The sequence below is a fragment of the Bradyrhizobium sp. SZCCHNR1053 genome, from assembly GCF_032381235.1.
GTDB lineage: Bacteria > Pseudomonadota > Alphaproteobacteria > Rhizobiales > Xanthobacteraceae > Bradyrhizobium.
Genome location: NZ_JAUHJM010000007.1, coordinates 49,576 through 69,163 on the forward strand (window position 1 = coordinate 49,576; position 19,588 = coordinate 69,163).

15 protein-coding genes are annotated in these 19,588 nt (G+C 65.6%); 7 read left to right on the top strand and 8 right to left on the bottom strand.

Annotated features, from left to right (window positions below):
• The first annotated feature begins 121 nt into the window (after positions 1–121).
• Positions 122–997, top strand: a complete 876-nt coding sequence (locus QX051_RS18040; protein ID WP_315777059.1) for a GNAT family N-acetyltransferase — start codon at positions 122–124, stop codon at positions 995–997.
• Position 998: 1 nt separating this feature from the next.
• On the opposite strand, the gene QX051_RS18045 is transcribed toward QX051_RS18040, so the two are convergent.
• From QX051_RS18045 to QX051_RS18065, 5 genes are all read right to left on the bottom strand, one after another.
• The gene (locus QX051_RS18045; protein WP_315756116.1) at positions 999–1,361 is read right to left on the bottom strand and encodes a VOC family protein; all 363 of its coding nucleotides are present in this window, start codon (positions 1,359–1,361) and stop codon (positions 999–1,001) included.
• An 86-nt stretch (positions 1,362–1,447) separates the two neighbouring features.
• The gene (locus QX051_RS18050) at positions 1,448–2,452 is read right to left on the bottom strand and encodes an SDR family oxidoreductase (RefSeq protein WP_315739019.1); all 1,005 of its coding nucleotides are present in this window, start codon (positions 2,450–2,452) and stop codon (positions 1,448–1,450) included.
• 208 nt (positions 2,453–2,660) lie between these two features.
• A complete protein-coding gene (locus QX051_RS18055) occupies positions 2,661–3,089 on the bottom strand; it encodes a GlcG/HbpS family heme-binding protein (RefSeq protein WP_315777060.1) in 429 nt (142 codons plus the stop codon).
• Between the two features lie 165 nt (positions 3,090–3,254).
• Positions 3,255–6,209, bottom strand: a complete 2,955-nt coding sequence (locus QX051_RS18060) for an FAD-binding and (Fe-S)-binding domain-containing protein (protein ID WP_315777061.1) — start codon at positions 6,207–6,209, stop codon at positions 3,255–3,257.
• 112 nt (positions 6,210–6,321) lie between these two features.
• Entirely contained in the window at positions 6,322–7,080 is a 759-nt protein-coding gene (locus QX051_RS18065; protein WP_315739015.1) for a GntR family transcriptional regulator, read from the bottom strand.
• A gap of 128 nt (positions 7,081–7,208) precedes the next feature.
• On the opposite strand from QX051_RS18065, the gene QX051_RS18070 reads away from it, so the two are divergent.
• The 6 genes from QX051_RS18070 (at position 7,209) to QX051_RS18095 (ending at position 13,949) form a co-directional block, all read left to right on the top strand.
• The gene (locus QX051_RS18070) at positions 7,209–8,414 is read left to right on the top strand and encodes an alanine--glyoxylate aminotransferase family protein (RefSeq protein WP_315777062.1); all 1,206 of its coding nucleotides are present in this window, start codon (positions 7,209–7,211) and stop codon (positions 8,412–8,414) included.
• A 208-nt stretch (positions 8,415–8,622) separates the two neighbouring features.
• Positions 8,623–9,816, top strand: a complete 1,194-nt coding sequence (locus tag QX051_RS18075) for a pyridoxal-phosphate-dependent aminotransferase family protein (protein WP_315739013.1) — start codon at positions 8,623–8,625, stop codon at positions 9,814–9,816.
• Positions 9,816–10,613 (top strand): enoyl-CoA hydratase/isomerase family protein, encoded by a 798-nt coding sequence (locus QX051_RS18080; RefSeq protein ID WP_315739012.1) that lies wholly within the window; start codon positions 9,816–9,818, stop codon positions 10,611–10,613. The genes QX051_RS18075 and QX051_RS18080 overlap by 1 nt, the downstream gene beginning before the upstream one ends.
• A 133-nt stretch (positions 10,614–10,746) precedes the next feature.
• On the top strand, positions 10,747–11,733 hold the full coding sequence (locus tag QX051_RS18085; protein WP_315739011.1) for a tripartite tricarboxylate transporter substrate binding protein: 987 nt from the start codon (positions 10,747–10,749) through the stop codon (positions 11,731–11,733).
• Positions 11,734–11,766: 33 nt separating this feature from the next.
• Complete coding sequence (locus tag QX051_RS18090; RefSeq protein ID WP_315739010.1) at positions 11,767–12,309, top strand: tripartite tricarboxylate transporter TctB family protein; 543 nt, start codon at positions 11,767–11,769, stop codon at positions 12,307–12,309.
• A 119-nt stretch (positions 12,310–12,428) separates the two neighbouring features.
• Entirely contained in the window at positions 12,429–13,949 is a 1,521-nt protein-coding gene (locus tag QX051_RS18095) for a tripartite tricarboxylate transporter permease (protein WP_315739008.1), read from the top strand.
• A gap of 67 nt (positions 13,950–14,016) precedes the next feature.
• On the opposite strand, the gene QX051_RS18100 is transcribed toward QX051_RS18095, so the two are convergent.
• The 3 genes from QX051_RS18100 to QX051_RS18110 form a co-directional block, all read right to left on the bottom strand.
• Positions 14,017–17,076, bottom strand: a complete 3,060-nt coding sequence (locus tag QX051_RS18100) for an autotransporter domain-containing protein (protein ID WP_315777063.1) — start codon at positions 17,074–17,076, stop codon at positions 14,017–14,019.
• A gap of 900 nt (positions 17,077–17,976) precedes the next feature.
• Entirely contained in the window at positions 17,977–18,138 is a 162-nt protein-coding gene (locus tag QX051_RS18105; protein WP_315739007.1) for a hypothetical protein, read from the bottom strand.
• 169 nt (positions 18,139–18,307) lie between these two features.
• The gene (locus QX051_RS18110) at positions 18,308–19,498 is read right to left on the bottom strand and encodes a CoA transferase (RefSeq protein WP_315777064.1); all 1,191 of its coding nucleotides are present in this window, start codon (positions 19,496–19,498) and stop codon (positions 18,308–18,310) included.
• Between the last annotated feature and the right edge of the window lie 90 nt (positions 19,499–19,588).

Below are 19,588 nucleotides of genomic sequence, written 5' to 3' on the forward strand. Positions count from 1 at the left end.
CGTGCTTGGACGATCATCATTCGAGACTGAAACCTCACAGCAGTATTGGCCGCGTAGGTTGCCCTGAGGTTCGCGCGGCGTCATAATTGACGGATGGTGCGGCATTCGGATCGAGGGGAACATGACACGATCCGCCGGACATCCCGACGCTGATGGCCTGCACATCCGGCCGATGCGGCCGGACGAGATCGGGCTCGCGATCGACTGGGCGGCAGCCGAGGGGTGGAATCCCGGGTTGTCCGATGCGACGTGCTTCGCAGAGGTCGACCCCGACGGCTTCCTCGTCGCCGAGCGCGACGGCGTGCCGGTCGCGACCGTGTCCTGCGTGAACTATGACGACCGGTTCGCCTTTCTCGGATTCTACATGGTGCGTCCCGAGCTGCGCGGGCGCGGCTACGGCTTGCGGCTCTGGCAGGCGGCGATGGCGCATGCGGGATCGCGCATTGTCGGACTCGATGGCGTGGTCGCGCAGCAGGACAACTATCGGAAATCCGGCTTCAGCTACGCGTATGCCAATATCCGCTACGGGGGACGATCCGCCGCCTTGCTGCAATCGGCGGATCGATCAGGTATCGTCGCTCTTGCCGATGTGCCGCTTTCCGACATCGAAGCGTCAGATGCGACCGTATTTCCCGCCCCGCGCCGGGCATTCCTGCGGGCCTGGATCGACACGCCCGGTCATGTCGGCCGGGCGCTGATCCGCGACGGTACGTTAGCCGCCTGGGGTGTGATCCGTCCGTGCCGTGCGGGCTACAAAATCGGTCCGCTGATTGCGGAAAAGCGTGCCGATGCCGAGGCCGTGGTGTCGGCGCTGCTGAGCGCAGCCGGCGACTCCGAGGTGTTCCTCGACGTGCCCGCGATCAATCCGGAGGCGGTGGCGCTCGCCGAGAGCCTCGGCCTGAAGCCGGTGTTCGAGACCGCGCGCATGTACACCGGGCCGATCCCGCCGCTCCGGATCGACCGGGTGTTCGGTGTCACCACCTTCGAACTCGGCTAACTCACCGTCCGAGCGGCCGCGCGAAGCTCAGTTCGTGGCCGTCGGGATCGGTGAGGTGGAAATAGCGCTCGCCCCATTCGGCATTGCAGGGCGTGGTCGAGGGGGCAAAGCCAGCGGCCAGCGCCTTGGCGTAGACGGCGTCGACATCGGCGACGTGGAAGATGATGCGGCCCCACCAGCTCCACTGCTTCTCCCTGGACATGGCGATCAGGTTGAGGAAGCCGGAGCCCACACGGAAGCTCGTGAACGACGTGTGGGCGCCGCCATGGGCGATGTCGTCGAAGCCGAGCGCGCGATAGAACGCGACCGCGCGCGTCATGTCGTGGGTGGCAATCGTAATCGCGCTGATGCTCTCGATGGTCATGGAGGCGCTCCTCGCCGTGTGGAAGCCGCGCCATAGAGAAGCTCAGATCACAGTTGGCACGCAAGGGCGGCCGGGTCGTGACGAATTCAGCGCCAGCGCCGCCGGCTCATCACAGCGCCCAGCGCGAAGAACACCGCCGCGCCGAGCGCAATGGTCGCCGCGCGCGCGACATCCCCCGGCACGAGCATCGCCCGCTGCGCCGCGCCCTGGCTGAAGGAGCCGCGGGTGCGGTGTAGGCGCGTCACGGGACGGTCGAGATTGTCGGTGCGATCGGGCACCAGTGGTACGTCGGTCTGTTGCCCGGCGATCGCCTTGGCAGCGAGGTAGCGGTCGAGCAAAGCGGGCGCGACGGCGTTACCGAGGATCGTGAGCAGTGTCGGCCAGCCGATCCAATATTCGCGGAAGCCGCCGTCGGCGACGCGATAGACGGCGTCCGCGATCACCTCGGGCTCCACCGGCCGGCCCATTGGTCGTGGCGTATGCGCAAGGTGCGCGCGAGCCCAGTCGAATTGCGGTGTGTTCACCGCGGGCAGGTCGACGATGCTGAGCGTGATGCCTGAGCGCTCGTGCATCAGCTCGGCCCGCAGCGAGTCGGTGAAGCCCCGGATCGCATGTTTGGCGCCGCAATAGGCCGCCTGCAGCGGAATGCCACGATAGGCGAGCGCCGAGCCGATCTGAATGATGCGGCCTTCGCCGTGCCGGCGCATCGAGCGCAGCGCCGCCATCGTGCCGTGCACGAAGCCGAGATAGGTGACCTCGGTGACGCGGCGGAACTCCTCCGGCGTGATGTCGGCCACGGTCGAGAACACCGTCTCCATGGCGTCATTGATCCAGATGTCGACCGGACCCAGGCGCTGCTCGAGCCGTTCGGCGGCCTCGAACAGCGCCTGCGCGTCGGCGACATCGACCGCCTCGTATTCGGCATGGGCAAACCGCGCCTGCAGCTCGCGCTGGACGTCGCGCAGCGCATCCTCGTCACGCGCGATCAGGCCGACGCGGTCGCCGGCCTCGCCGAAGCGTTTTGCGATGGCGCGGCCGACGCCGGCGGAGGCGCCCGTGATGATGATGGTGCGAGCTGGTCTGCGAGGCATGTCCGGTTCTCCACGCGCCCCGTCGTACAAACGTGCTGCGGCCGGCAATGTTTCGGGCCGGTCAAGCCGGCCGAATGAATTCTCCGTCAGCCGTTATCGGAGCCGTGGACTTCGACGCGCGATCCATCAGGCTCCGAGAGGGCAGGCCAGCCCCCCCGGAGATTGTGGGACAGAAAAGCTCGCTGAGCCTTGCCGGTGCGACCGGAGCTCAGCCCGGATTGGCCTTGAGGCCGGCGGCTTCGATGCCGGCGACGGCGCAGATCTCGTCATTGTCCGAAGTGTCGCCGGAGACGCCGACGGCGCCGACGAGCGTCGTGCCGTCCATGATCAGCACGCCGCCGGGCACCGGGACCATGCGGCCCTGGGCCAGCGTGTTCACGGCGTCGATGAAATAGGCCTGCTCCTGGGCGCGCTGGAACAGGGCGCGGGAGCCGAGGCCGAGGGCGAGTGCGCCGTAGGCCTTGCCGTGCGCGACCTCGGCCCGCATCAGGCTGGTGCCGTCCTGCGCGGCGGCGGCCTTCAGGCAGCCGCGCGCGTCGAGCACCATCACAGCGAGCGGCTTGAACTTCTTCTCGATGCCCTTCGCGAGCGTGGCGTCGAGGATCTTGCGGGCGGTGTCGAGCGAGAGATCGGCCATGTCGGTGTCCTTGTGCTTTGTGATGCCAAGTTGGCTAGGTCATCCGTCATTGCGAGCGAAGCGAAGCAATCCAGGGTGAAAGAAAAGGTCTGTATTGCTTCGTCGCTTCGCTCCTCGCAATGACGAACATTGAGATCATGCTCCGCGGCGTTCCGACCTCGTGAATCAAGAACGCATCTGCGTCCGCTCCAGGCTCATCGCCAGGAGCTGCGCAGCGTGCACGGCGCCGCGACCGGCGCCGTCTTGGATCTGGTGGCGGCAGGAGGTGCCGTTGGCGACGATGAAGGTCGAAGCTTCTGCCTTGCGTACCGCAGGCAGCAGCGACGCCTCCGCCATCTGCAGCGAGACCTCGTAGGTCTCCGCGCCATAGCCGAACGCGCCGGCCATACCGCAGCAGGAGGATTCGATGGTCTCGACCGTGAGCTCCGGAATGAGTCGCAGCACCTGCTCGACAGGCTTGAAGGCGGCGAAGGATTTCTGATGGCAATGGCCGTGCAGCAGCGCCTTGCCGGGCAGGGGGGCGAGCGGCAGCGCGAGCCGTCCGGCCTCTGCCTCGCGCGCCAGAAACTCTTCCAGCAGCAGCGCGTGCGCGCTGATCGTCTTCGCGGCGGTATCGTCGCGTAGCGACAGCAGTTCGTCGCGCAGCGTCAGCAGGCAGCTCGGCTCGAGGCCAATGATCGGCACGCCGCGCAAGGCGAACGGCGCGTAGGTCTCGACCAGGCGCTGCAGCTCGGACTTGGCTTCGTCGACCAGACCGGCGGACAGGAACGTCCGGCCGCAGCACAGCGCCCGGCCGCCATCGGCGGGCTTGGGAACGTAGACGCGGTAGCCGCCCGCGATCAGCACGCGCAGCGCGGCGTCGAGATTTTCGCGCTCATAGACGCGGTTGAAGGTGTCGCCGAACAGCACGACCTCACGGCCATCAGCCGGACCGAACGCGTCGGCCTCGACGCGGAAGGTGTCGGTGCGGAAGGCCGGCAGCTTGCGCTTGGCGCTGATGCCCGCAACGCGCTCCATCAGCACGCGCAGGGGCGCAACATGATTGCGCAGGTTCACGAGCGGCGCGACGCGGGCGACGAGATCGGCGTAGCGCGGCAGGTAGGCGACGAGCCGGTCACGCAGCGTAAGACCATGCGTCGTTGCCCGCGCTGCCAGCACCTCGATCTTCATCTTGGCCATGTCGACGCCGGTCGGACACTCGCGGCGACAGGCCTTGCAGGACACGCACAGCTTCAGCGTTTCCATCATCTCGTCAGACGACAGCGCGCCGGGACCGAGCTGGCCGGAGATCGCGAGCCGCAGCGTATTGGCGCGGCCGCGCGTGACATCCTTCTCGTCGCGGGTGGCGCGATAGGACGGGCACATCACGCCGCCGTCGAGCTTGCGGCAGGCGCCGTTGTTGTTGCACATCTCGACCGCGCCCTGGAAACCGCCGGCGGCGCCGGGATAGGCCGACCAGTCGAGCACGGTCTTGAGATCATCGATGCGATAGTCCGGCGGATAGCGGAACAGCGAGCGGTCGTCCATCTTGGGCGGATCGACGATGCGGCCGGGATTGAGCACATTGCCGGGGTCGAAGCGCTGCTTGACCTCCTTGAAGTCGGCGACGATGCGGCTGCCGAACATCTGTTCGTGGAATTCCGAGCGCACGATGCCGTCGCCGTGCTCGCCGGAATGCGATCCCTTGTACTCGCGCACCATGGCGAAGGCTTCCTCGGCGATGGCCCGCATCGCCTTGACGTCCTTCTCCAGCTTCAGGTTCAGCACCGGGCGAACGTGCAGACAGCCTTCGGAGGCGTGCGCATACATGGTGCCGCGCGTGCCGTGCTTCGCGAACACATCGTTGAGCCGTGCGGTGTAGTCGGCGAGATGCGGCAGCGGCACGGCGCAGTCCTCGACGAACGACACCGGCTTGCCGGCCTCCTTCATCGACATCATCACGTTGAGGCCGGCGGCGCGGAAGTCGGCGACCGCGGTCTGCAGGGCAGGGTCTGATATCTCGACCACGCCGCCCCATTTGCGCGGCTCGTTGCTCCAGGCGAAGCCGAGGTCGCCCATCAACTCGGAGAGCTGCTTCAGCTTGGCGAGGTTCTCGTCCGTTGTCTCTTCGGCGAACTCTACCACCAGGATGGCGTCGGGGTCGCCGCGCACGGCGGCGGCGATCACTGGCTGGAACATCGCGATGTCGCGTCCAAGCCCGATCATGGTGCGGTCCACCAGTTCGACCGCGATCGGCTTCAGCTTCACAAGGTGCTGAGCCGCGTCCATGGCCGCGTAGAAGCTGCCGAAATGGCAGACGCCGAGCACCTTGGTGCGGATCAGGGGCCACAGCTTGAGCTCGATGCGGGTGGAGAAGGCGAGGGTGCCTTCGGAGCCGACGAGCAGATGGGCCAGGTTGTTGGCGGCGTTGCGCGGCGTCAGCGCATCCAGATTGTAGCCGCCGACGCGGCGCTGCACCTTGGGAAACTTGTCGGCGATCTCCGCGGCCTCGCGCTCGCCCAGCGCAAGCATGTCGCGAAACAGCACGTGAGCGCTGTCCGGCGCGCTGACGTCACGAAGGTCTCGCGGCACCTCGCCAAAATGCGCCAGCGTGCCGTCGGCGAGCGCCGCGTCGATCGCGATGGTGTTGTCGCGCATCGTGCCGTAGCGCAGCGAGCGGCCGCCGCAGGAATTGTTGCCGGCCATGCCGCCGATCGTGGCACGCGACGCCGTCGAGACGTCGACGGGAAACCACAGGCCGTGCTGCTTGAGCTGGCGATTGAGGTCGTCGAGCACGATGCCCGGCTCGACCACGCAGGTCCGAGCCTCGACGTCGAGAGAGACGATGCGGTTCAGGTGCTTGGAGAAGTCGACGACGATCCCCTCGTTGACGGTCTGGCCGCATTGCGAGGTGCCGCCGCCGCGCGGGGTGACGATGCGGCCGTCGTCGCGGGCGAGGGCGAGCGTACGCAGTGCCTCGTCCATCGTGCGCGGCACGACCACGCCGGCCGGGATGATCTGGTAGAACGAGGCGTCGGTGGCGTAGCGGCCACGGCTGAAGCGGTCGAAGAAGACGCCGCCTGCAATCTCGGCGCGGAGCTTCTGTTCGAGCCTGGACGGACCGGCTTTGGCGTTCGGCATGGTGATCCCTGGTCGGGCCCGGCTGTCGTCTGGCGGGCGCTCTTGAGCCCCGGTCATTCATTTCCGCAAATGCGTTAATCTGATTGCATGCAAATTTGCGCAATCCTGGGCGTCATTCGACCTTGTCCGGCTTACTTCCCGCCGTTGGCGGTTGACTCTCGCCGAAGTAGGCGATCGCGGCCGCGCCCTTGTTGCGCAGATGTTGAAACAGAATGTCGGACAGCTCGCTTCCGGCGCGCCGGCGCAGGGCGTCGAGGATCATCTCATGCTCGCGCATGGCCTCGCTCCAGCGTTCGCGCTTGCGGGCGAAATTGGCCGAGAAGCGCACCCGCCGGATGCGGCCCGCCAGGCTCTCATAGGTCGCATGAAGGGTGGCGTTGGCGGCGGCATCCACGATCGCGCGGTGGATGAGCTGGTTCATGCGGAAATAGCCCTGCATGTCCTGCCGCATGTAAAACCCGTACATATCATGATGAAACTGCTCGATTTTTTCGATCGCTTCATCCGAAATCTTCTCGCAGGCGAGGCGGCCGGCGAGCCCTTCCAGGCCTCCCATCAGGTCGAATAATTCGTGGATGTCGGCGGCGCTGAGCGGGCGCACCCGAGCGCCGCGATTGGGCAGCAGCTCGACCAGGCCTTCGGCCGCGAGCACCTTGAGCGCTTCGCGCAAGGGAGTGCGGGACACCCCCAGCATTTCGCAAAGCTGGCGCTCGGACAGGCGGCCGCCGTCGGCGACGTGGCCCTCGACGATGTAGTCGCGCAGCCGTGCCAGGATCTCGTCATGCAGCGAGGTCTCGTCCCGCGCAGGCGCAGGTCGACCACTTGGATCTGCCAATGGTGGCGTCTCGATATCGGGAATCGTGGAATTCATTTCACCCCATTGTAGCGATAGTTACAGATGTGGTCGACCTTGTGTGTGAATACGTTTAATCTCTTGCATGCTGAATAATTGAATGCAATCATTGGTGCCAGAATGCCGTCGTCGCCCGGAGCTCTGTCGTGACCCGTCCCCAAGGCCGTCATTTCTTGCATATTCCGGGCCCAAGTCCGGTGCCCGAGCGGGTGCTGCGGGCGATGGACATGCCGGTGATCGATCACCGCAGCGCCGAGTTCGCCGAACTCGGCAAGGCGGTGCTCGGTGGCTCGCAGGCGATCTTCAAGGCCACGAGCCCGGTAGTCATCTATCCGTCCTCGGGCACCGGCGCCTGGGAGGCCGCCATCGTCAACACGCTGTCGCCGGGCGACAAGGTGCTGATGGTCGAGACCGGTCACTTCGCCACGCTGTGGCGGCAGATGGCGGCGCGGTGGGGAATCGAGGTCGATTTCATTCCCGGCGACTGGCGCCGTGGCGTCGATCCTGCCGTCATCGAGGAGAAGCTGGTTGCCGACGTCGGTCATCGGCTCAAGGCGGTGATGGTCGTGCACAACGAAACCTCGACCGGTGCGACCAGCCGGATCGGCGAGGTGCGCGCCGCGATCGACCGCGCCAAGCATCCGGCGCTGCTGATGGTCGACACGATTTCTGGTCTCGCCTCGGCCGACTTCCGATTCGACGAGTGGAAGGTCGACGTCGCCGTGTCGTGCTCCCAGAAGGGCTTCATGCTGCCGCCGGGGCTCGGCTTCAACGCCATCTCGGACAAGGCGCGCCTTGTTGCCAAGGCCAACAAGATGCCGCGCTCGTTCTGGGACTGGGAAGACATGCTGAAGCTGAACGCGAACGGCTTCTTCCCCTACACGCCGGCGACGAACCTGCTCTACGGTCTGCGTGAAGCGATTGCGATGCTGCTCGAGGAGGGTCTCGATCAGGTGTTCGCGCGCCACCTCAGGCTTGCGGCCGCGACCCGCGCCGCCGTCGAGCATTGGGGCCTGGAGGTGCTGTGCCAGGAGCCGAAGGATTTCTCTCCGGTGCTGACCGCCGTGCTGATGCCGCCGGGCCATGACGCGGATCAGTTCCGTCAGGTCGTGCTCGACAACTACAACATGTCGCTCGGTTCGGGTCTGTCCAAGGTCGCGGGCAAGGTGTTCCGCATCGGCCATCTCGGCGAGTGCAACGCGCTGACCCTGATGGCTGCGCTGAGCGGTGTCGAGATGGGGCTGCGTGCGGCCGGCGTGCCGCATCGTGCCGGCGGCGTCGATGCCGCGATGGCGCTGCTTGAAGAGCCATTGGAGGGCAATGCGCCGCGCCATCTGGCTGCGGTGAAATGAGGCCAAATCGCGTGCAGCAAGCTGGGACGTCCCGCTATGCCGCACTGCACAGGAGAAGGGGATTCGTGTGCATCTGAGGGATGTCAGCCCGAAGCGATCGGTGCTTGCGTCTTCTTTGTTGACGCCAGCGGTCTGGCGGGAGAAAAGCGCGGCCAGCGCGTGGGATGCCACGCCCGCGCACCAACCAAATGACCGGGGACGGACGCCAATGACTGTGCACACAGGACGGCATTTTCTTCAGATTCCGGGGCCGACCAACGTGCCCGACCGCGTGCTGCGCGCGATGGATATGCCGACGCTGGACCATCGCGGTCCCGAGTTCGCCGAGCTCGGCTTCGCCGTGCTGACTGCATCGCAGCGAATCTTCCGCACCAAGCAGCCGGTGATCATCTATCCGTCGTCGGGCACCGGCGCGTGGGAAGCCGCGATCGTCAACACGCTCGCGCCTGGCGACAAGGTGCTGATGGCCGAGACCGGCCAGTTCGCGGTGCTGTGGCGTGGCATCGCCGACAAGTTCAAGCTCGACGTCGACTTCATCCCCGGCGACTGGCGCCATGGCGCCGACATTGCGGCGATCGAGCAGCGACTGGTCGATGACAAGGCGCACAAGATCAAGGCCGTCTGCGTCGTGCACAACGAGACCTCGACCGGCTGCCTGACGCCGCCGCTCGAGGTGCGCAAGGCGCTCGACCGGGCCGGCCACCCGGCGCTCCTGATGGTCGACACCATCTCTGGCCTCGGCTCGATGGAGTATGAGCACGACGCGTGGGGCGTCGACGTCTCCGTCGCTGGCTCGCAGAAGGGCCTGATGCTGCCGCCGGGCCTCGGCTTCAACGCCGTCTCGGAGAAGGCGCTCGCCGCCGCCAAGGCCAATCCCGGCATGCGCTCCTACTGGGACTGGCAGGAGATCATCACCTTCAACAAGCTTGGTACCTTCCCCTATACGCCGGCGTGCAATCTGCTGATGGGCCTCAACGAGGCGCTGAAGATGCTGGAGGAGGAGGGCCACGACAACGTGTTTGCGCGTCATCGCCGCCACAGCCTTGCGACGCGGGCTGCTGTCAAGGCCTGGGGCCTGGATACGCAGTGTCAGGATCCGCAGGCGCATTCGCCGGCGCTGACCGGCGTGGTCATGCCCGAGGGCCATGACGCCGATCAGTTCCGCAAGACGGTGCTGGAAAACTTCGACATGTCGCTCGGCACCGGCCTCAACAAGATCAAGGGCAAGGTCTTCCGCATCGGTCATATCGGTCACTTCAACGACTTGATGCTGATGGGCACGCTTGCAGGCGTCGAGATGGGCCTTGCGCTCGCTGGCGTGCCGCATCGTGCAGGTGGCGTGCTCGCGGCGATGGATGTCCTGAAGGCGCGCGAGGCAGCGCCGATTCCGAAGGTGGCCTGATGAACGCACCTGTGACCGGCTCCGACGATCTGATCTATGCCGTCGACGACGGCATCGCCAAGATCACCTTCAACCGGCCGCAGGCGCGCAACGCGATGACGTTCGCGATGTACGACCGGATGGCCTCTATCTGCGAGGCCATCAACGCCGATCGGTCGATCAAGGCGCTGATTCTGACTGGCGCGGGCGACAAGGCCTTCGCCTCCGGCACCGACATCTCCCAGTTTCGTGCCTTCAAGACCGCGCAGGATGCGCTCGACTACGAGGCGCGGATCGACCGCGTGCTCGGCACGCTCGAACTGTGCCGTGTGCCGGTGATTGCGGCGATCGCGGGCGCCTGCACCGGCGGCGGTGCCGGCATTGCCGCCTGCTGCGACATTCGCATCGGCACCGAGACGACACGTATCGGTTTCCCGATCGCGCGCACGCTCGGCAACTGCCTGTCGATGTCGAACATCTCACGCGTGGTCTCCCTGATCGGACCGGCGCGCACCAAGGACCTGATCTTCAAGGCCCGGCTGGTCGAGGCGCCGGAGGCGCTCGCGCTCGGTCTGCTCAACGAGATCGTGCCTGACGTCGAGACGCTGCAGACACGCGCGCTGGAGACCGCGAGGCTCGTCGCCTCGCACGCGCCGATCACCCTCGAGGTCACCAAGGAGGCCGTGCGCCGCATCCGCCGGACCCTGTCGCGGGACGAGGGCGAGGATTTGATCCTGCGCGCCTATATGAGCGAGGATTTCCGCGAAGGCATGGAGGCGTTCCTCAACAAGCGGACGCCGAACTGGAAAGGCAAGTAGTCCGATGCCGTGCTTGCGACCTTATGCCGAGGAACATGAGGCCGCATCATGCTTGTGTTCTTGAACTGACCACAATAAGCCAGCAGTATCCTGGTAGGATGCAAGCTGGGGCTTCGAACGGGGAAGAAAGCACGTGCGCAAACTCATCAAGATCGCGGCCGCGACGGCGGCCTTTTTCGCAACTGCGCCGGCCTTTGCCGGCTGGGAGCCGACCAAGCCGGTCGAGATCGTCGTCGCCGCGGGCGCCGGCGGTGCATCCGACCAGATGGCGCGGATGATGCAGGCTGCCATTCAGAAGAACAATCTGCTGAAGCAGCCGGTGGTCGTGTCGCTGAAGGGCGGCGCGTCCGGGGCCGAGGCGCTGATGTACATGAAGTCAAGCGACGGCGATCCGAACAAGGTCCTGATCGCCTATTCGCTGATCTACATGCTGCCGCTGTCGGCCAAGCTGCCGTTCGACTGGCGCGAACTGTCGCCGGTCGCGGTGATCGCACTCGATCAGTTCGTGCTGTGGGACAACGTCAACGGCCCGAAGACGGTGAAGGAGTTCATCGAAGCCGCCAAAGCGTCGAGTTCTCCGTTCAAGTTGGGCGGCACCGGTTCCAAGCGGGAGGATCACGTGCTCACGGTCTTCATGGAGAAGAAGACCGGCGCCAAGTTCTCCTATCTGCCCTACAAGTCGGGCGGCGAGGCCGCGACCCAACTGGTTGGCGGGCACACCGAAGCGAACGTCAACAATCCTTCCGAGAATCTCGAAGTCTGGCGCGCCGGTCAGGTGCGTCCGCTCTGCGTGTTCGACAAGGAGCGCATCTCCTACACGACCAAGGTCACGGAGACGCAGTCCTGGAACGACATTCCGACCTGCAAGGAGCAGGGGCTGGACGTGCAATACCTGATGCTGCGCGGCATGTTCCTGCCGGGCAAGGTGACCCAGGAGCAGCAGGAGTTCTACATCGACCTGTTCAGCAAGCTGGTGCAGACGCCGGAATACAAGGACTACATGGAGAAGCAGGCGCTGAAGCCGATCTTCCTCACCGGCAAGGACATGCTGCAGTTTCTCGAAGAGGATGGCTCGCTCAACAAGCAGCTGATGACGGAAGCCGGCTTCGTCGCCAAGTGAGGCTGGGGCGGGGCGAGGGGATGAGGAGGATCGATGTCCAACGCTGAGCTCGAGATCGCCGTCGACGATCCGACCGCGCCAGAGGAGGATTCTCCGGCCGTCACCTCCACCCGGACCGTCGACGTCGCGGTGTCGCTGCTGCTGCTCGCGCTCGCGGTCGTGCTCGCCTGGGACAATTGGCGGACCGGCGCGTCCTGGGACTCGACCGGTCCGGAGCCCGGCTACTTCCCGTTCTATCTGTCGGTGATCCTCGGCGGCGCCAGCCTTTACGGGATCGGCGCCGCCTTCGTGTCGAGAAAGGAAGCGGTCGAGACCTTCGTGACGCGCGCGCAACTGCGGCGCGTGATGGCGGTATTCGTGCCGACGCTGCTGTTCTGCATCGCAATGCAGTTTCTCGGCATCTACGTCGCGAGCTTCCTGCTGATCGCCGGGTTCATGCGCCTCGTCGGCAAGATCGCGATCTGGAAATCGCTGCTCACGGCGTTGCTGTTCAGCGCCGTGATGTTCGTGACTTTCGACGTCGTGTTCGACGTGATCATGCCGAAGGGCCCACTCGAAGCGGCGTTCGGGTACTGACACCGGTCTCTCCCCCGTCATTGCGAGGAGCAACGCGACGACGCAATCCAGGGCTGCGCACTCGACTCTGGATTGCTTTGCTGCGCTCGCAATGACGAGGAAACAGTTGGAATGAAATCATGGAAGCCTTGGGTCTGCTGCTGCACGGGTTCGCGGTCCTCCTGACCTGGAAGACGCTGCTGCTGATGATGGTTGGGCTCGTGCTCGGCGTCTTCGTCGGCGTGCTGCCCGGGTTGGGCGGGCCCAACGGTGTCGCCATCCTGTTGCCGCTGACCTTCTCGATGGACCCGACCTCGGCCATCGTGATGCTGTCCTGCATCTACTGGGGCGCGCTGTTCGGCGGCGCCATCACCTCGATCCTGTTCAACATTCCCGGCGAGGCGTGGTCGGTGGCGACCACTTTCGACGGCTATCCGATGGCGCAGCAGGGCAAGGCGGCGGAGGCGCTGACAGCCGCCTTCACCTCGTCGTTCATCGGCTCGCTGGTCGCGGTGATGCTGATCACCTTCCTGGCGCCCTGGATCTCGTCCTTCGCGCTGAGGTTCGGTCCGCCCGAGTTCTTCGCGGTCTATCTGCTCACCTTCTGCTCGTTCGTCGGGCTGGGGCGTGAGGACAAGCACAAGACCGTCATCGCGATGGCGCTCGGCCTGCTGCTCGCCGGCGTCGGCATGGACACCGTGTCCGGTCAGTTGCGGATGACCTTCGGCTCGACCGATTTGCTGCGCGGCATCAACTTCCTGGTCGCGGTCATCGGCCTGTTCGGCATCAGCGAGATCCTGCTGACGATGGAGGAACGCCTGGCGCTGCGCGGCCACGCCGCCTCGATCTCGCTGCGCACCGTACTCGCGGTGTGGAAGGACCTGCCGAAATATTGGATGACCCTGCTGCGCTCCTCGGTGATCGGCTGCTGGCTCGGCATCACGCCGGGCGGCGCGATTGCCGCCTCCTTCATGGGCTACAACCTCGCCAAGCGCTTCTCGAAGGATCCGGACAGTTTTGGCAAGGGCCGCATCGAGGGCGTGTTCGCGCCTGAGACGGCGGCGCATGCCTCGGGCACCGCGGCGCTGCTGCCGATGCTGGCGCTCGGCATCCCCGGCTCCGGCACCGCGGCGATCCTGCTCGGCGGCCTGATGGTCTGGGGTCTCAATCCCGGACCGCTGTTGTTCGTGGAGCACAAGGATTTCGTCTGGGGCCTGATCGCCTCGATGTATCTCGGCAATGTCGTCGGTCTCGTGCTGGTGCTCTCCACCGTGCCGATCTTCGCCTCGATCCTGCGCGTGCCGTTCGCGGCCGTCGCTCCGATGATCGTGGTGTCCTGCGCCATCGGCGCCTACGCGATCCAGAATGCGATGTTCGACGTCTGGCTGATGCTCGGCTTCGGCGTCGTCGGCTATGTCTTCAAGAAGATCAAGATCCCGCTGGCGCCGTTCACCTTGGCGCTGGTGCTCGGCAGCCGTGCCGAGGACGCGTTCCGGCAGTCGATGATCATCTCCGGCGGCAACATGAAGGTGTTCTGGGCGAACGGGCTGGTGGGCACCATAACGACGCTGGCGATCGTGCTGCTGTTCTGGCCGCTGATCGATCGTGTGATCGCGAGCTTCAGCAAGTCGGGAGCGCCGGCCGCGAAGGCCGAGGCTTAGTACGGTTGTCGCTGATCACCCGTGCCCTGCCAGCTGGACGCCTGCGGCTCGATCGGCTACGCCGCTCCTACCGCGTGTAGCGCACGCTGCCCTTGCCGGCATAGGAACGGGTGACGCTCGAGAACTCGCCTTCGAACGTCGCCAAGGCGCTCCAGCCGTTCTGCCAGCTCATCTCGACCGAGGTCGTCGTCAGCGCGGAGTCGCGCGCCTGCGCGGCGCCGTTGACGACGAAGCTTGCGCCCGGCAGCGTCTGGAACGTCGCCGCGACCGAACGATCGGGATTGAAGTCGTGCGCCCAGGCGAGGCGGCCGCGCAAGGTGAGGGCGCCGTCTGCCAGCGCATAGGACTTGTCGGTGCGCAGGCCGAACTCGGTACGTGTGTCGGTGACGGTCTTGCCGGTGTAGCTCAGCGCGAAGGTCGACGTGCCGGAGATGGCCTGCTCCACATAGGCCGGTAGGCGCAGGCTCGTCACCTGCGCAGCCGCGTAAGGCGTGAGGCCGATGCCGCCTATGGGAGCGACGAAGCGCGTGCCGCCCTCGATGCGGCCGATCCAGGCATTGGCTTGATAGGTCGCGCGCAGCCGGTCGGCACCGGAGATGGTGACGGTGCGATCCGCGGTGACGTCCTGCCAGCCATAGGCCAGGGCCGCTCTCAGATAGCTCGGGCCGATATGATGATGCAGATAGGCGCCGGCCGGGAACAGATCGGAGCGGCCGGAGCCGAGGCCGTTGACGCTGAAGCTGGTGCCGCCGCCGCCGAGCGCGAAGCCCGCAATCGTGCGCGGTGCGATCCGGTAGTCGGCGCCGACGGCGGTGCCGGCGATGCGGCTGGTGGTATCGTTGGAACCGACGACTGCATTGCCGCTGGTCGTTTGCGAGCCGCCGAAGCCCGCCGCCCAGACATTCCAGCGCTGCGCAAAGTCGGCCGGCCTGTCGTCAGTCAGCATCGCGAAAGCATCGGTGCGCTTGCGGGATGTGTCAGCATAGCTGATCGCGCCCCCGCCGCTGGCTTGACGTTGTGCGAAGGGATCGGTCAGCAGGCTGGCGAACTGGCTCATGGCGTTGAACGTGGTCTGTTGCACGCCGGTGGCGCTCTCGCCGGACGCCTGCGTAAGGCCCGCCTGGTTCAACTTGCCGAACACGACGGGAATATCGCCGGTGCGATCGAAGAACGCCGACAGCGTATCGCCGACCGTCTTCTGATTGCCGTTGAGTCCGCCGGGCACGGCGAAGGCGAGGATCAGATCGAGATAGACGTTGTTGGCGTCGTAGCTCAGGCTGGTCTTGAAGCCGGAGGGCAGGTTGGTCTTCACCACCGATCCGAAGCCGCCCGAGATGCCGCCGCTCGTCGTCAGGATGGTGTAGCGCTTGTCGATATAACCGCCGCCGGTGCCGAACACGGCGTTGACGGTGGCTCCGCCGAGGGTGGCCGATCCGGTGACGCTCGCGAATGAGGCCGTGGTCGGATCGAGCTGCACCAGATAGTACGCACCGGACTGGAAGGCGAGATTGCCGACGATGGTCATCGACGAGCCGGCGGTGCCATTGCCGGGCGCCAGCGTGCCGCCGGCATTGATGCCGACCGTCATCGGCGGATCGACGAGACCCGCACCCGTCAGGGTGCCGCCGGCATTCACGGTCACCCCAGAGGTGTTCATGATCGCACCTTCGACGTCGAGCACGCCGCCGTTGATGGTCGTCGCCCCGGTGTAGCTGCTGGTGCCTGACAAGGTCAGGATGCCCACGCCGACCTTGGTGAGCCCGCCCGTGCCCGAAATCGTCCCGCCGAGTGTCGCGTTGTTGCCGTTGGTATCGAACGTGCCGCCGCCGGCATTGAGGGTCACGGTCCGGCTGGAGCTGAAGCCGGCGAGATATTGCAGCGTGCCGCCACCGAACGACACGCTGCCGGAAGCATCGCCGAGATTGGCATCTGATGACACCGCGAGCGCGCCCTGGTTGATGCTCCACGGCGTAACCTCGGTCGTCGTGCCGGTCAGCGTCCAGGTCGCGGTGCCCGTCTTCACGAAACTCGAGAAGCCCTGGAATTGCGCGGTCGCACCGATCGTGGAAACGTCGAAGCTGCCGTTCGCGGCGCCACCGAGCCGGAACGTATCGGTGCCGGTGCCGACGACATTGCCATTGATGATCGAGCTCGCCCAGATCTCCAGCACGTTGCTGCCGCCGGTGAAGCTGATGGCGGCGGGGGCCACGAAGAATCCGAAGCCGTTACCGCGCGAGATCGTGCCGCTGTTGATGATCGCGAGATTGGCGCCGATGACGCCCGCACCGGCCCTTCCAGCCGTGCCGGAGTGACTAGTATCCGTCGCGCCGGCCACGCCTGCGTCGCCGCCGGTGATGGTGCCGGAGTTGATCAGCGTGCCGTCCGCGGCGAAGGCGACGCCGGCGGCACCACTACCACCGTCGCCACTCGCATTCGGTTGGGTGCTGGATGGCGCCTCACCACCATTTCCGCCGCCACCGCCTTTGATGGTGCCGGCGTTGTTCAGCACGACGCCGCTTCCCGTCAGAAAGATACCGTAACCGCCCTGGCCGCCATTGCCACCCCAGCCATTCACGACGACATTTAGCGAGGCAGCCGCGCCGCCATTGCCGCCCTTGCCTCCCGTGATGCTGCTGCCATTGCTGTAGGTGAGCCCGTTGCCATCGACGACCACCCCGTATCCGCCGGCGCCGCCGCCGCCACCGCCGAAATCCCCGGTGGTGGCGCCGCCACGTCCACCATTGCCGCCCGACACCGCTGCAGAGTTGCTCGTGTCCGTGGTTACGACGGCGCCATGTGCGCCACCACCACCTCCGCCTCCGCTGTGAATCGAGAAGCCGCTTTGACCGCTTATTCCGTTGGCGCCCGGACCGATCCCGCCGCTGCCACCCGGTGCGGCACCGGTCGAATCGCTGCCGCCGGCCCCGCCGAGTGTGCCGGCGCCGCCACCGCCGCCGCCTCGGGTAGGAATAGGTGCATTGGCGCCGACATTTCCAACGGCCGTGGCCGAGCTGGCACCGCCATTGGCGAAGGTGTCCTGGCCGCTGCCGCCGGCGCCGCCTCTGGTGGCCTGCGCAATGGCTGGCGCCGCCGCAAGCACCGGGGTGACCAGCGCGGCCGCTGACAACCAGCACAACCGCCTCGACCGCGAGACCGTATGGGGACCGGATCGGTTTGCGATCAGCACGTCGGCCTTTGCATCTTCGCGATTGAATCCATGTCATGCAGACGCCGTCAGGCGCCTCCAATCGTGCCAGACGGCATTTCGTCAAGAGCAGCCAAGATCGCCTTGGCGGGTACTGTGATTTTTTGGGTGGATTTCGAGATGGCCTAAGTTCGTCGCTGCCTGTGACCGTCGTGCAACACTCGATACGAACCAGCCTTCGCTCCCGGTTGTGCGTGGTCGTTCCGCAATCGAATGGCGCGCATGCGGCGGGCTTGTGCAGCATGGGCTGTGGCATCAGCGATCCTGCCTCAAACGCTGCGGATAGACCGCGACGAGCACCTGAATTGCCCAGATTCTCCCTGCGCGTCAGCCTCGCGGACCGAGCAGACCAAACGCGGCGGGTGAACAGGCCACGCTGAGGCTCCAACGACCATCGGCATCAGTTGCGAGTTTCTGATTGGGACCATGCCGTAATTGGTTTGCGGATTGTGGTGGATAGAGCTTGGCTGGGAACACCAAAACAATCGTACCGATGTTCGAAGCCGTCCGGCGCTTCTCCAGAGGTTGTGTCTTTGCGATGACAGCTTTTTAGGCAGGAGAGTGGTAGGCTTCATTCATGGGCAGTTCTGAACTGCTCACGCGCGGTGCCTGATCTCTGGTCATCGCGCCCTGATGTTTCCTCCCGAGACGATCCCTTGCCCGGCGCTTGCGTCGGGCTTTTTTTGCGTTCGGTGGATCAGAGTTCGCAGCTCATCCCGGTTGCGCCTCGAAATGAAAAAGCCTCCGTCCGGCTTCTCGGAAGGAGGCTTTGGGCAAAGGCGATGTAGGAAAGAGAGCGCGCGAACCCGAGGAAGGTCAGCTTCAGTTGGCCTTCTCGGCCACCGGCATGTGGTACCAGTCGGACTCGTTGTCGAGCATCGTCTCGTCGAACGGCAGAGCGCCGGGGTGATTCAAAGCGGCTCCGTTGACGTCGCGCACGATGTTCATCGCCGTCAGAAACTCGTTCAACTCGGATGCGCTCATGATCCGCTACTCCTCACACGCACGGGCCCCGAGGGGGTCCGCGATCAACTGATGCGAAGAGATTAACCCGATCTTGCCTTGGCCTCAATCCGGCCAAGTCTGAAGTTCCAACGTGGTGACATCTGGGCCACAGCGGCGGGATGCCGCAGCTTGGACATATTGCACCTGCTCACACGACGCGATGCAGTCGGAGATCGGCGATCTCGCCGTCGGTGAAGCCGAATTCGGACAGGATCTCCTCGGTCTGCTCGCCGAATTCCGGCGGCCGCGCCGCCATCCGGCTGGGCGTGCGCGACAGGGTGAAGGGCTGCGCCACCAGCGTGATGTGGCGGCCGTCGTCGTTCGGCACCGGCTGCGCCATGCCGAGATGCTTGACCTGCGGGTCCTCGAACATCTGATCGATGGCGTAGATCGGCCCGCACGGCACGCCCGCGGCATTCAGCTCGGCGACCCATTGCTCGCTCGTCTTGGCGAGCGTGCGTGCGTTGATCTCGGCATTGAGCGCGTCGCGGTTCTTCGAACGCGCCGGTGCCGTCGCGTAGTCCGGATTGTCGATCCATTGGGAGGCACCGAGCGTCTGGCACAGCCGCTCCCAGATTCGGCCGCCGGTCGCGGCGATATTGATGTAGCCGTCGGAGGTCTTGAACACGCCGGTCGGAATGCTGGTCGGATGATTGTTGCCGGCCTGCGGCGCGACCTCCTTCTCCATCAGCCAGCGGGCGGCCTGGAAGTCGAGCATGAAGATCTGCGCCTGCAACAACGAGGTCTGGACCCACTGGCCCTCGCCGGAGACCTCGCGCTCCAGCAGCGCCGTGAGGATACCCATCGCGCAAGAGAGCCCTGCCGAGAGATCGGCGATCGGAATGCCCGCGCGCATCGGCCCTTCGCCTGGCGCGCCGGTGATCGACATCAGCCCGCCCATGCCCTGCGCGATCTGGTCGAAGCCGGGCCGCTTGGCATAGGGACCATCCTGGCCGAAGCCGGAGATGCTGCCATAGACGATGCGCGGATTGACCTTGCGCACCGCCTCGTAGTCAATGCCGAGCTTGGTCTTCACGTCGGGCCGGTAATTCTCGATCACGACGTCGGCTTTTTCGGCGAGCCGCATGAACACGTCGACGCCCTTCGGATCCTTCAGATTGAGCGTCATCGCGCGCTTGTTGCGATGCAGGTTCTGGAAGTCGGCGCCGCGGCGCGGGCCGCCAAGCGCTTCGCCGCCATCCTCCATCATGGCGTCGATCTTGATGACGTTGGCGCCCCAATCGGCGAACTGCCGCGCGCAGGTCGGGCCGGCGCGCACCCGCGTCAAATCGAGCACCGTGAAGCGGGACAGGGCTTTGGACGCGCGCGGGAAGGCCATGCGGACGAACTCCGAGAGAGGCGACATGGCTGTATAGGAGAGCGCGCGCAGCGCGACAATTGCGCGGACAGTGGTGCGTGCCGCGCTGCT